At 65.1% G+C, this 12,923-nt stretch carries 14 protein-coding genes; 9 read left to right on the forward strand and 5 right to left on the reverse strand.

What is annotated here, in order from left to right:
* Window positions 1-23: 23 nt before the first annotated feature.
* From purB to radC, 3 genes are read right to left on the reverse strand one after another with little or no spacing between them, the layout of a single operon-like run.
* Window positions 24-1,334, reverse strand: coding sequence for an adenylosuccinate lyase (gene purB, locus WFP39_RS10965; protein WP_336919627.1), 1,311 nt, complete (start codon window positions 1,332-1,334; stop codon window positions 24-26).
* A 45-nt stretch (window positions 1,335-1,379) separates the two neighbouring features.
* A complete protein-coding gene (locus tag WFP39_RS10970) occupies window positions 1,380-3,257 on the reverse strand; it encodes an acyltransferase family protein (protein WP_336919628.1) in 1,878 nt (625 codons plus the stop codon).
* Complete coding sequence (gene radC, locus WFP39_RS10975; protein ID WP_336919630.1) at window positions 3,254-3,973, reverse strand: RadC family protein; 720 nt, start codon at window positions 3,971-3,973, stop codon at window positions 3,254-3,256. The genes WFP39_RS10970 and radC overlap by 4 nt, the downstream gene beginning before the upstream one ends.
* A gap of 68 nt (window positions 3,974-4,041) precedes the next feature.
* Here radC and WFP39_RS10980 point away from each other — a divergent pair, with 68 nt between their 5' ends.
* The 9 genes from WFP39_RS10980 to WFP39_RS11020 all read left to right on the forward strand — a co-directional run bounded on the left by WFP39_RS10980 (window position 4,042) and on the right by WFP39_RS11020 (window position 11,636).
* Window positions 4,042-7,290 (forward strand): intermembrane phospholipid transport protein YdbH family protein, encoded by a 3,249-nt coding sequence (locus WFP39_RS10980; protein ID WP_336919631.1) that lies wholly within the window; start codon window positions 4,042-4,044, stop codon window positions 7,288-7,290.
* A 26-nt stretch (window positions 7,291-7,316) separates the two neighbouring features.
* Complete coding sequence (locus WFP39_RS10985; RefSeq protein WP_336919632.1) at window positions 7,317-7,538, forward strand: YnbE family lipoprotein; 222 nt, start codon at window positions 7,317-7,319, stop codon at window positions 7,536-7,538.
* A 22-nt stretch (window positions 7,539-7,560) separates the two neighbouring features.
* On the forward strand, window positions 7,561-7,950 hold the full coding sequence (locus tag WFP39_RS10990) for a YdbL family probable chaperone protein (protein ID WP_377923274.1): 390 nt from the start codon (window positions 7,561-7,563) through the stop codon (window positions 7,948-7,950).
* A 143-nt stretch (window positions 7,951-8,093) separates the two neighbouring features.
* A complete protein-coding gene (locus WFP39_RS10995) occupies window positions 8,094-8,411 on the forward strand; it encodes an AtpZ/AtpI family protein (protein ID WP_336919635.1) in 318 nt (105 codons plus the stop codon).
* A gap of 53 nt (window positions 8,412-8,464) precedes the next feature.
* Window positions 8,465-9,253 (forward strand): F0F1 ATP synthase subunit A, encoded by a 789-nt coding sequence (locus WFP39_RS11000; protein WP_336919636.1) that lies wholly within the window; start codon window positions 8,465-8,467, stop codon window positions 9,251-9,253.
* 47 nt (window positions 9,254-9,300) lie between these two features.
* A complete protein-coding gene (locus tag WFP39_RS11005) occupies window positions 9,301-9,525 on the forward strand; it encodes a F0F1 ATP synthase subunit C (protein WP_048885460.1) in 225 nt (74 codons plus the stop codon).
* 86 nt (window positions 9,526-9,611) lie between these two features.
* A complete protein-coding gene (locus WFP39_RS11010) occupies window positions 9,612-10,106 on the forward strand; it encodes a F0F1 ATP synthase subunit B family protein (RefSeq protein ID WP_336919642.1) in 495 nt (164 codons plus the stop codon).
* A complete protein-coding gene (locus tag WFP39_RS11015; protein ID WP_336919643.1) occupies window positions 10,099-10,698 on the forward strand; it encodes a F0F1 ATP synthase subunit B family protein in 600 nt (199 codons plus the stop codon). The genes WFP39_RS11010 and WFP39_RS11015 overlap by 8 nt, the downstream gene beginning before the upstream one ends.
* 110 nt (window positions 10,699-10,808) lie before the next feature.
* Window positions 10,809-11,636: an alpha/beta hydrolase gene (locus WFP39_RS11020; RefSeq protein ID WP_336919644.1), complete on the forward strand. Its 828-nt coding sequence runs from the start codon at window positions 10,809-10,811 to the stop codon at window positions 11,634-11,636.
* Here the strand turns inward: WFP39_RS11020 and gloB are convergent.
* A complete protein-coding gene (gene gloB, locus WFP39_RS11025; protein WP_336919645.1) occupies window positions 11,633-12,391 on the reverse strand; it encodes a hydroxyacylglutathione hydrolase in 759 nt (252 codons plus the stop codon). The two genes, WFP39_RS11020 and gloB, sit on opposite strands and share 4 nt — an antisense overlap.
* Window positions 12,391-12,807: a GFA family protein gene (locus tag WFP39_RS11030; protein WP_336919647.1), complete on the reverse strand. Its 417-nt coding sequence runs from the start codon at window positions 12,805-12,807 to the stop codon at window positions 12,391-12,393. The genes gloB and WFP39_RS11030 overlap by 1 nt, the downstream gene beginning before the upstream one ends.
* Between the last annotated feature and the right edge of the window lie 116 nt (window positions 12,808-12,923).

A 12,923-nucleotide genomic window follows, 5' to 3' on the forward strand; every position in this document is an offset into this window, starting at 1 on the left:
CCCGCAGGATCGGCCAAACCGCCTTAGCCGAACACTCTGGCGAAGATCGTGTCCACATGGGCAAAGTGGTAATCGAGGTTGAACTTGTCCTCCAGTTCCGCCTCGCTCATCGCGGCGCGCACTTCTTCGTCCGCCTTCAGCAGGTCGAGTAGCGAGAGCGCGCCGTCCGATTCCCACACCTTCATCGCGTTGCGCTGCACCAGGCGATAGGCGTTGTCGCGCGTGATGCCCGCCTGCGTCAGCGCCAGCAGCACGCGCTGCGAATGGACGAGCCCGCCCATCCGGTCGAGGTTCTTCTGCATCCGTTCGGGATAGATCAGCAGCTTGTCCACCACCCCGGTGAGGCGGGCGAGAGCGAAATCGAGCGTGATCGTGGCATCGGGGCCGATGAACCGCTCGACACTGGAATGCGAAATGTCCCGCTCGTGCCACAGGGCGACATTCTCCAGCGCGGGCAGGGCATAGGCGCGGATCATGCGCGCCTGCCCGGTCAGGTTTTCGGTCAGGATCGGGTTGCGCTTGTGCGGCATCGCGCTCGATCCCTTCTGGCCGGGGGAGAAATACTCCTCCGCCTCCAGCACTTCGGTGCGCTGCAAGTGGCGGATTTCCACCGCCAGCCGCTCAATACTGCCTGCAATCACCGCCAGCGCGGCAAAGAAGGCGGCGTGCCGGTCGCGCGGGATGACCTGCGTGGAGACAGGCTCTACCGCCAGGCCCAGCTTCTCCGCGACATATTCCTCCACCGCCGGGTTGATATTGGCGAAGGTGCCGACCGCGCCCGAAATCGCGCAGGTGGCGATTTCGGCGCGGGCATTGACCAGCCGCGTGCGACAGCGGTCAAACTCGGCATAGGCCTGCGCCAGCTTGAGGCCGAAGGTCGTCGGCTCGGCATGGATCCCGTGGCTGCGGCCGATGGTGGGGGTGTATTTGTGCTCCTCCGCGCGGCGGCGGATCGCGGCAAGCAGCGCGTCGATATCCTCCAGCAGCAGATCGGCCGCGCGCGACAATTGCACCGCCAGCGTGGTGTCGAGCACATCGGAACTGGTCATGCCCTGATGCATGAAGCGCGCTTCCGGCCCCACTTGCTCGGCCACCCAGTCGAGAAAGGCGATCACGTCGTGCTTCAGGATCGCTTCCTTGGCGTCGATCGCGGCAACATCGATCACCGGGTTGGTCTGCCACCAGTCCCACAGCGCCTTGGCGGCGGCCTGCGGAACCACGCCCAGATCGGCGAGTTTCTGCGTGGCATGGGCCTCGATCTCGAACCAGATGCGATAGCGCGCTTCCGGCTCCCAGATCGCGGTCATGGCGGGGCGGGCGTAACGGGGGACCATGGTGAACTCCGGTGTGAATCTGGCGTTTGGTTTATGCGCGCCGCGCTAGGGAAGGGGAACAGGGATGGCAAGGGCGCGGGCATCCAGACTGTTAACCACGCGGCGCGCCGCAGCGACAGTAAGGTGGCTTCCATCCCAATAGAGCAGCGTTTCGTCTTCGCGAATGATGCACCGCCCATCGGGGCACAAGGGTGCGGCGGCATCAAGATAAACCACCCGCGGATTTCGCGCGGCATAGGCGGCGAGCAGACGGCTCTCGGCGCGCCCTTCGGCCATGGCAGCGGGATATGCGTCGGGGCAGTGCGCGTTGAGATAGGCGCGGCAGCGCAGCCATCCGCCATACATCGCATCGCCCGCAGCCCAGGCCGTCGGCGAATTGCCCACCAGCACAAGCCGGGTTTGCGGCGGGAGCCGGGACAGCAGGCGGTCAATTGCGGCAAACAGTTCCGCCCCGTCGCGATCAGCCAGCGCGCCGAGCGATTGGCCGGTCGCGCTGTCGAACAATTCCCGTTCCCACCGCTGTGCCCAGATCACCAGCGGCGGCTGGCGTTCCGTGGCCAGTTCGACCAGCCGATCGACATGGCGGGCGCAAGCTGGCTGGTCCGGCCAGCCGTTGACGCCGGGGGCGGAAAGGCAGCCATTTTCGCTCAGCAGCGCGCCATTGCCCAGCCTTTCGACAAAGGCAGGGTAATATTGCCCGGCATGGCTGTCGCCATAAAGGATGAAGGGCAGGGACGCGCCGTCCGGAATGGCAAGCGGCTGGTTGAAATGCGCGGGCCGCGCACCATCCATCTGCCGCATTACGGCGGCACTGCGCGGTTCAATCTTCCGGAAATTGCCGGCAACACCCACCGCTGCGGCGATCAGCGTGGCGGACAGGCAGACTGCCGCCAGCGCGGCACGGCTGCGCAGGGTCCGCCGCTGGCGCACGGGTTTCTCAAGCAAGGCCCACGACAGCACCGCCAGCGCGGCGGATGCGGCGATCAGGGCAGCTGTTACCCATCCAGGAAGTGCGCCCACCCATTGATATTGGGCAAAGGCGAAGAGCGGCTGATGCCAGAGGTAGAGGCCGAACGAGACAAGCCCGATGCCCACCAGCGGGCGCAGCGCCAGCAGGCGGCCTGCGCTGTTCTGCGGGCTTGCGAACAGGATCACCAGCGCGGTTCCGCCGACCGGAAGCAGCATCATGGCGCCGGGCACCGATGTGGCTTCCCCGATCAGCGCAAACCCCGCTGTGATCAGCGCCAACCCCGCCAGCGCCAGCGCGCCATGGGGCCGGACATGCCGGATCGCCAGCGCGCAGAGCGCCCCGGCCGCCAGTTCCCACATCCGCGTGGGCAACAGGTAGAAGGCCAGCAGCGGGTGGCGAGGGGCTGCAAGAATCGCCAGCGCCAGCCCGCCCACCGCAATGACAAGAATTGCCGGCCCGATCAGCCGCCGGTTGAACTTCCACAAGGTCAGCAGCAACAGCGGGAACAGCAGGTAGAACTGCTCCTCCACCGCCAGGCTCCACATATGGATCAGCGGCGTGAAGCCTTCCTGCGTGGTGAAATAATCGGCCGAGCGGGCGAACAGGAAATTGGCCCCGAACAGCGCGGTAGCGGCAAGGCTTTGCGCGAACTGGCGAAAATCGTCCGCCGTGAAGATCGCCCATGCCGCGATGGTCGTGGCAAACAGGACGGGAAACACCGGCGGCAATATCCGCCGCGCGCGCCGTTCGAAAAACCCGGCCAGGGTAAAGCGCCCCTCGGCCAATTCGCCCATGATGATTCGGGTGATAAGGTATCCGCTTATCACGAAAAACACATCGACCCCGGCAAAGCCACCGCCGAAGCCGGGCACTTTTGCATGAAACAGAACCACCGGGATGATCGCGACGGCGCGCAGGCCGTCAATTTCCGGACGATAGGCCGGCTCTGTCACAGCAATCCCTTGGCGCGCAGCGAAACCTGCCCTTCGCGGCCCACAATCACATGATCGTGCACGGTAATTCCCAACAGCCGGCCTGCCTCGGCAATCCGGTTGGTCATCTGGATATCCGCCCGGCTGGGTTCGGGATTTCCGCTGGGGTGGTTGTGCACGAGGATCAGCGCGCTGGCGCCGATATCGAGGCCGCGCTTGATGACTTCGCGGGGATGGATCGTTGCTTCGTCAATCGTCCCGTCATGCACCAGATGATCGAGCAGAAGGCGATTCTTGATGTTGAGATACAGCACGCGCACACGTTCGTGGTTCAGGTGCGCCATGTCGATGGCGAGATAATCAAGCAGCGCCTGCCAGCTTCCCAGCACTGGCTGCGCCTGCACTTCGCTGCGCGCCATGCGCCGCGCGGCCAGCGCGGCGATCTTGAGCGCGCCCACGCCCGCATCGGAGAGACCTCTCACCTGTTTGAGCGCGGCCGGTTCGGCATTAAGCACTCCCGCCAGCGAGCCAAAGCGGGCGAGCAGCGCCTTGGCCATTGGCTTGGTGTCGCCGCGCGCATTGGCGCCGAACAGCAGGTATTCGAGCACTTCGTAATCGGCCAGCGCTTCCGGCCCTCCGGTCAGCAGCCTGTCGCGCAGCCGGGCGCGGTGGCCCGTTCCGGCATGTGCCGCACCAGCGCTGTGCTGCTGGTCGCTGAAAAGATCGCCGCTCGCCAAGCTCGTGCCCCTGATTTGCTCGGCAAGTCATTGCCTTTGTGCCGACGCTCGCGCAAGTGTTGCCCCGCATGACGCCCCAGACTGCATCCGAAGAACCGCCGCCAATGCCGCCGACGCGCGGTAACTGGCCGCGCCTGCCTTGGGGCAAGGCGCTGGCGGTATTCCTGCTCATGCTGGCAGTAGCCGCGGGAATCCTGTGGTCGCAGCGCAAGGGCATTGCCGATGACTACATCGCCGCCACGCTCGATCAGATGGGGATCGAGGGCACGTACGATGTGGAGTCGATCTCGCCCGAAGTGCAGGTCCTGCGCAATATCGTGATCGGCGATCCGGCCCGGCCCGATGCCGTGATCGACAGGGCGGAAGTGCGGTTGAAGGCCACTTTCGGTCTGCCGCAGATCAGTGCGATCACGCTGGACGGGGTGCGGGTCTGGGGACGGATCATCGACGGCCAGCCCAGTTTCGGCACGCTTGATCCACTGATTTTCACCGACAGCACCGAACCTTTCGCGTTCCCGGCGATACATCTGACCCTGCGCGAAGGCCATGCGCTGATCGAGGGAGATTACGGCCCGCTGGCGGCGAGCCTGACCGGATCGGGCCGGCTGGATGACGGTTTCGCGGGGGAACTGGCAGTGGTTGCGCCGCAATTGCGGCTCGCGGGCTGCGCGGCGGATCAGGCCACGCTGTATGGACGCATTGTCATAGATGACCAGCGCCCTTCCTTTGCCGGCCCCTTGCGCTTTGCCAGGATAGCCTGCGCCGTACAGGGTGTCGCGGTGGAAGGCGGGGCGGCACAACTGGCCTTGCGCGCCGATGCCGATATGCAGGGCGTGCGCGGCGATGCCGGTCTGCGGCTTGGCGTGGTTGGCGCGCCCTCCGTCAGGTTTGCCAGCCTGACGGGCGAGACGCGCCTTGCTTACCGGGGCGGCAATTTCAACAGCGATTTCGAACTGGCGGCGGTGGATCTGGCCGCGGATGCGGTGCGATTGTCGCGGCTGGAGGCCGAGGGGCGTTTGCGGATCTTCGACAACTTCGCCCGATTCGAATTGGAGAGTGAGCTTGACGGGCGCAATCTCCAGCCCGGCGGGCAATGGGTGGCGGCGCTGACCGAGGCCGAGGCAGGCGCGGCGGGCACGCTGGCGCAGCCGTTGCTGGCGCAGTTTCGCCGGCAACTGGGCGCACAGCTTCCCGGCAGCACGCTGCTCGCCAATCTGACCCTGCGGCAGACCGCCGGGGGGCAGCTTGGTCTTGTCATTCCCGAAGCCCGGCTGCGCGCGCGCGGCGGGGAAAGCCTGCTTTTGCTGACGCGCGCGCAGATGGGTCTTACGCCGCAAGGGGTGCCGCTGTTTTCGGGCAATATCCTCACCGGCGGATCGGGGCTGCCGCAGATCGCGGGGCGGATGGAGCAGGACGCTGGCGGCGCGCTGGAACTGCGTTTGCGCATGGCGGAATACGCTGTGGGGACAGACCGGCTGGAAGTGCCCGATCTGGTCCTGCGGCAAAACGACGATGGCGCGCTGACCTTTGCTGGCCGCGCCATTGCCAGCGGCGCCTTGCCGGGCGGTTCTGCGGAACGGCTGGAAGTGCCCCTGACAGGGCGGGTTTCGGCAGCGGGGGCGGTGAGCGTGTGGCCGGGGTGCACGCCGGTGCGTTTTGCGCAGCTTCAACTTGCCAATCTGGCGTTGGATGGCCGTTCTGTCATTCTCTGTCCCCCTTCGGGCGCGCCGATCCTGCGGTATGATGCGGGTGGTCTGCGGCTCGCCGCCGGCGTTCCCGCGCTCCAGCTTACGGGGCGGTTGGGCGAGACGCCGCTGCGCCTTTCGACCGGCGCAGTCGGTTTCGCCTTTCCTGGCGTGATGACGGCCCGCACGATTGCCGTGGAACTGGGGGACACCATCGCGCCCACCCGCTTCACGCTGGCCGATCTGACTGCCCAATTGGGCGACGATATTGCCGGCTCGTTCAATGGTACCGATGTGCGGCTCGCCGCTGTTCCGCTGGATGTGCGCGATGCGAGCGGGGAATGGCGCTATGACGCCGGAGTGTTGTCGCTGGTGGGGGCTGCATTCCGACTGGAAGACCGGCAAGAAATCGACCGGTTTCATCCCCTGGTCGCACAGGGCGCGCGGCTGACACTCGCAGACAACACCATCACCAGCGCGTTTACCCTGCGACATCCCGCCACGGGAACGGCGGTAACCGAGGTTACCCTGCTCCACCGCCTCGACAATGCGACGGGCAGCGCCAGCATCGCCGTGCCGGGCATCACCTTTGGCGAGGCGATCCAGCCGCGCGACCTGTCCGAACTCGCTTATGGCGTCGTCAGCCTGGTGCGCGGCACTGTCACTGGCAACGGGCGCGTGGACTGGACGGCAGATGCGGTGACAAGCAGCGGCGCGTTCTCCTCCACCGGGCTGGATTTTGCCGCCGCCTTCGGCCCGGTCGAGCGCGCGCGTGGCACCGTGGTCTTCACCGACCTTCTGGGCCTGACCACCGCGCCGGCGCAGCGGCTGGAAATCGGCATGGTCAATCCCGGTATCGAGGTCGATAATGGCGTCGTCACCTTCTCGCTGACCGATGGCACGCGGCTGGCGCTGGAAAGCGCCGAATGGCCCTTCCTTGATGGGACGCTGTCGATGCAGCCGCTGGTCATGAATATCGGCACGGCGGAAGAACGGCGCTATGTCTTCCAGATCGAGGGGCTGGCTGCGGCGCGCCTGATCGAGCGGATGGAACTGAATAACCTTGCCGCCACCGGCCTCTTCGACGGCGTGTTGCCGGTGGTGTTCGATGCGATGGGCAATGGCCGCCTGCAGGGCGGGTTGCTGTCCGCACGGCCGCCGGGGGGGCACGTCTCCTATATCGGCCAGCTCACCTATGAAGACCTGTCCTTTGTCGGCAATTTCGCTTTCCAGTCGCTGCGCGATCTCAATTACGACCGGATGGAGGTGGAGCTGGATGGCCCGCTGACCGGCGAACTGGTGACCAAGGTGCGGCTGGACGGCGTGCGGCAGGGGGCGACCGCGCAGACCAATTTCCTCACGCGCCGTCTGGCGCGCCTGCCGATCCGGCTGGTCGTCAATCTTCGCGCGCCGTTCTACCAGATGGTGTCCTCGATGCGCTCGCTCTACGACCCGTCCAGCGTGCGCGATCCGCGCGGACTGGGCCTGATCCGCAGCGACGGGCGCGTCATCCGCAATTCGGTGAACGGCGCGGATGCACCGCCGCCAGAAACGCCCGGATTTCCTTCCGCTTCCCCTGCAACCCAGAGTGAACCCGCCATTCAGCCCCCTGAAAGAGAGGCCATGCCATGACCGTGACGAAATTGACCAGGGGTGCAATGCAGGCGCATAAGGCCACGATGATGGGGGCAGGCTTGCAACGCACCAGAATGGTGATGGCGATGATGATGGGGGCGATCCCCTTGGCCGGGTGCATCACGCTGGAAGCCCCGACCGAGCCGATCGTGATCGAACTCAACATCAACATTACGCAGGAAGTGATCTACCGGCTGGCCGACGATGCCAGCGCGGCGATTGAGCAGAACGCCGATATTTTCTGAGTTTGACCGAAGGATGACCAAGATGAGCAAACCCCGCCTCGCAATCGCCTCGGCTCTTGCCGCGCTTGGCCTCGCTGTCGCGGTGACGCCGGCAATGGCCCAGCGCGATCCTGCCTATGCCGCCGCCCGCGCTGCCGGGCAGGTGGGCGAGAAGATGGATGGCTATCTGGGGATTGTCGGCGCGTCGACGCCCGAATTGCAGGCGATGGTGAACGACATCAACAACCGCCGCCGCGCGCTTTATGTCCAGCGCGCGCAGGCCGAAAGCGCAACGCTCGAACAATATGCCTTTACGGCCGGCTGCGTGGCGATTGCCTCCACTGTCGAGGGCGAGATGTATCAGGCACCCGACGGGTCGTGGCAGCGCCGCACCTCCGCCCCGCCGCAGCGCGATTCGCGCTGCCCGCGCTGAGCGCCTGCGCGTATCGGCCATCCGGCATAGGGCACAATCGCCGCCACCCGGTTGACTTGCCCATGACCCCCGCCTAAGGGGCGCGTGCCCTTGGCGGGCACCTTGTTGCCCATGCCATATCCTTGCATTTTGAAGGGGCCGGCATGAGCGACGAGAAACCCGCACGGGAGCCTATCGAAGAAGATGCGCGAATCGACGCGCTCGAGGCGCGGCTCAAAGCCGCCCAGAGCCGCGAGGAGGAGCGCAACCGCACCAGGATGCAAGGGGCCGATGCGTCGTATCGCAGCGGCAACCGGGCCTTGGCGGATCTTCTCGGCGGGCTGCTGGGAGGAACGGTGATCGGTTATGCCATCGGCTATCTGACCGGCACCAATCCCTGGGGACTGTTGGTTGGCCTTGCCCTGGGCATCGTGGTCGCCTTCAGGAACATCATCCGGAATTCAAACCGGCCGCCCGAATGATCCCGACGGGATGATCTGGCGGCTGGCTGAGCATTTAGGGAACGGTAGACACAGTGGCAGGCGAAACGGCTAAGGTCGATCCGATGCACCAGTTCACGGTGGAGCCGATGTTTGGTTCCGCGGGCTGGGAAATCGCGGGCTTCAACATTGCCTTTACCAATTCGGCGCTGTGGATGCTGATCGCAGCAATTGCGGTATACGCCTTCATGATCGGCGGCATGAAGCGGCAGCTGGTGCCCGGTCGCTGGCAAATGGCGGTGGAAACCTTCACCGGCTTCATCGACAATCTGGTGGACGCCAACATCGGCAAGGGCGGCAAGAAATATGTCCCCTATGTCTTCAGCCTGTTCATGTTCATCCTGTTCGCCAACCTGCTGGGCCTGATGCCGCTGGGGCTGATCGGGCTGCATCCGTTCACTTTCACCAGCCACTTCACCGTGACCGGGGTGCTGGCGATCCTGTCTTTCGCGATCGTGCTGATCGTGGGCTTCTGGAAGCATGGCCTGCATTTCTTCAGCCTGTTCGTGCCCAGCGGCACTCCGCTGGTGATGGCGATCATTATCGCGCCGATCGAATTCATCTCGTTCCTGTTCCGCCCCTTCAGCCTGGCGCTGCGTCTGTTCGTGGCGATGATGGCTGGCCACGTGCTGCTCGAAGTGCTGTCCAGCTTCGTGATCAGCGGGTGGAGCGCGGGCGCCGGTTTCGGCCTGCTGGTGGGCGTGCCCAGTTTTGTGCTGATGGTGGCGATCTGCGCGCTGGAAATCCTGGTTTCGGGCATTCAGGCCTATGTGTTTGCGCTGCTGACATCGCTGTACATCCACGATGCCGAGCATCTGCACTAAGTTTCGCAATACCGTTTCTCATCAAGTTCTTTTGAAAGGATAATCTCATGGATCTCGAAGCTGCCAAGATGGTCGGTGCCGGCCTCGCTGCAATCGGTGCGGGCATGGCTGCACTGGGCGTGGGCAATGTGTTCGGCTCGTTCCTTGAATCCGCGCTGCGCAATCCCGGCGCTGCCGACGGTCAGCAGGGCCGCCTGTTTATCGGTTTCGCCGCGGCGGAACTGCTGGGCCTGCTCGCCTTCGTCGTCGCGATGATCATCCTGTTCGTCTGACGATATGTTTTTCCGGCCGGGCCCGTTGCGCCCGGCCGGGCTGAATTGCCGCCACATCGTTTTGCGCTGACAGACGGAATCCGTCCATGCCCCAGATAGCCCAATTGCCTGAAATCTGGTCGAGCCAGCTGTTCTGGCTGCTGATCATTTTTGGCCTTGTCTATTTTGTCGTTGGCAAGGGCATGGTGCCCAAGGTGCTCGACACCGTTGGCCAGCGCGACACGCAGATCGCGGCGGATCTGGCTGCGGCTCAGGCAGCACGCGATGCGGCGGACGAACAGGAGGCGGCCTGGCGGGCCCGCGAAAATGCAAACCGCGCGGCCGCTCAGGCGCTCGTTGCCGAAGCGAAGGCCAAGGCAACCGCCGCGACTGAGGCGCGTCTGGCAACGGCGCAGTCCGCGATCGACGCGCGCCTGGCCGAGGCGGAGGCGCGCATCGAAGCCGCCCGCGCCGAAGCCGCTGCCGAGATCGAAGGTGTCGCTGCCGAGGCCGCGCAGGATATCGTCGCGCGCCTCGCCGGCGTGAAAGTGACCAAGACCGCTGCATCGGCGGCTGTGAAGAAGGCTATGGCCCATGGCTAATGCGTCCACTCCTCCGATTGCCGGCCCAGATGCGGCAACGCTGGATCAGACCCCGCAGGGTGCGGTCGAAGCGCAGGTGCTGGTCGATGACGGCCATTCTCTGCCGCAGCCCGAACTCCTTGGCCTCCAGCCCTATCAGTGGGTTTCGCTGTCGATGGCGGTGCTGCTGCTGATCGCGTTCGGCGTTGCCAAGGTGCACAGGACGATTGCGCGCGGTCTTGACGGCAAGATTGCCGAAATCCGCCGCAATCTCGATGAGGCGAAGGCGCTGCGAACCGAGGCGGAAGCGCTGCGCGCGGAATATGCCGCCAAGATCGCTTCGGCTGAGAAGGACGCCGAAGCGATGCTCGCCAATGCGCGGACCGAGGCGGATGCCATCATCGCCAAGGCAGAGGCCGATACCACCGCCATGATCGCGCGCCGCGAAGCGATGGCGCAGGGCAAGATCGCCGCTGCCGAATTGCAGGCCGTAGCCGATCTGCGCGCCCGCGCGGCACAGGCTTCCACTGCCGCTGCTGCTGCACTGATTGCCGAGCGGCACGATGCGGACGCCGACGCCAAGCTGGCGGATGAGGTTATCGCTGCCCTCTGACGCTGATACGCGGCCGCTTGACGGCGGGGAGCAAGCGGGCGCAGTATCTCCTCCTGCAAAAGCGGAGGGGTTTCATGCGGTTATTTCTATTGGGCGCGGCGCTTGCGGTCATGGCGCCCGTTCCCCTGTTCGCGCAGGATAGCGGCCAGCGCGTGCCGCTGTGGCCCGATGGCGTACCTGGCTTTGCCGATCGCCGCGCAATTCCGGAAGTGTCGGCGGAATACTGGACCCGCCACGTCAACGATCCTTCAATCCATTTTTACGCTGCCGATCCGTTGCGTGCCAACGGGTCGGCGGTGCTGATCCTGCCTGGCGGGGCGCATGAATTTCTTGTCACGACATCCGAAGGCCACGATGTTGCCCGCTGGTTTGCAGAGCGCGGCGTGGCGGCCTTCGTTCTCTATTACCGGCTCGCGCGTGAGGAAGGCGCACCGTGGGATTTCGAGGATGCGCGCCAGGATGCAGATCGGGCGATGCGCCTGATCCGCGCGCGGGCGCCGGAGTTTGGCGTCGATCCGGCAAAGCTGGGCGTGATGGGCTTTTCGGCTGGCGGTGAACTGGCGCGCTGGACGCTGCTCTCGCCGCCTGCACCGCCAGAGGGGGAGGGCGACACGCTCGATACGGGCGATGCGCGGCCATCGTTCGGCATTCTTGTCTTTCCCGGCCCGCTCGCCATGCCGGGCGAGGTGATCGGGCCGGACACCCCGCCGGTCATGCTGTCCACGGCGCTGGATGATGAATGTTGTGCGCAATCCACGCTCGACATCTTTGCCGCGCTCCATGCGGGCGGCGCGCCGGTCGAACTTCACGCTTATCAGGCAGGCGGGCACGCCTATAATATGGGCGAGAACACGCCCTTCGTGTCGCTGAAGAACTGGCCGACGACGATTGAGGACTGGATGGTCGATCGCGGCTTCATGCCGCAGCCAGCCCCCTAGAAACTGTCCTTTGCCGCCCGCAACGCGGCAAAGGTCTCGCTGGGCTCGCCGCCGCCCCAGCGGGCCTGCATCGCCGGATCGTCCGCGCGCAGGAAGGGATTGGTTGCCATTTCGCGGGCGAGAGGAAAAGGCACTGTGGGCCTGCCAGCCGCGCGCAGCCGCGCGACCTCGTCCGCATAGGTTCGTAAATCGGCGTTGTCCGGATCGGCGTGCAGGGCAAAGCGCGCGTTTGAGGCGGTATATTCGTGCGCGCAATAGAGCAGCGTTTCGGGTGGGAGTGCGCGCAGGCGCAGCAGAGAGCCCCAGAATTGCGGCGGCGTGCCTTCGAACATGCGCCCGCAACCCAGCGCGAACAGGGCATCACCCACAAAAGCGACACCGGCATCGGGCAGATGAAAGGCGATATGCCCTGCCGTATGCCCGCCGACATCGATGACCTGCGCAGTCGCCGTGCCAAGCGTCACGCTGTCGCCGTCTGCCAGCGGATGGTCGAGCGGGAACCTGGCCGCGACTTCGGCGGGGCCGTAAATGCGGCATCCGGTCGCGGCCTTGATCGCTGCGTTTCCGCCGGCGTGATCGGGATGCCAGTGCGTGTTCCAGATCTGCGTGATGCGCCAGCCCTTCGCCCGCGCTTGCCGCAGATATTCCTCCGCATCGGGCGTATCGAGGCAAGTGGTCTCTCCGCTGCCAGGATCATGCAGAAGGTAGCCGTAATTGTCCGAGAGGCAGGGAAATTGGTGAATGGCGAGCGGCATCAACCGATCTCCTTGCTGTCACGCCCGCGGACATGGCGCGCCATTCCGGGCGGAATAGGCACCCAGGCATGGCGATGCTCTTCAAAGACCGAGCGTGCAGGGGCGGGAAAGTCAGGGTTGGCAATGCATCCCACCGTTACGCCGATCAGGGCAGGGTATTTCGTCGCCTTCGCATAGACCGTACTGCCGCATTCGGGGCAGAAACCGGTCGTGAAGCGGTTGCCTTGGTCGGTTGGTCGGGTGAATTCGCGCGCTTGCCCGGCAAGACTGACTGCACCCGCGGGGTAATAGGCAATTGTGCCAAAAGGGGAGCCGCTGCGCCGCTGGCAATCGCGGCAATGACACAGCACTGTCATCGGCTCGTGCCCCTCGGCGACAGAGGCGGTGAGTTGGCCGCATTGGCATTGGGCAAGCATGGTGCCCGTCTTAGCCGCACCGGCGGTGACTGGAAAGGCCCGCCTGCTCGGTTGAGCAAGCGGGCCCTTGCGTGCCGTGAGGATGTGCCGTCGGTCTGCGGGACACCCTTAAGCGG

The organism is Alteraurantiacibacter lauratis (genome assembly GCF_037154155.1).
In the GTDB taxonomy this organism is placed as follows: Bacteria; Pseudomonadota; Alphaproteobacteria; order Sphingomonadales; family Sphingomonadaceae; genus Alteraurantiacibacter; species Alteraurantiacibacter lauratis.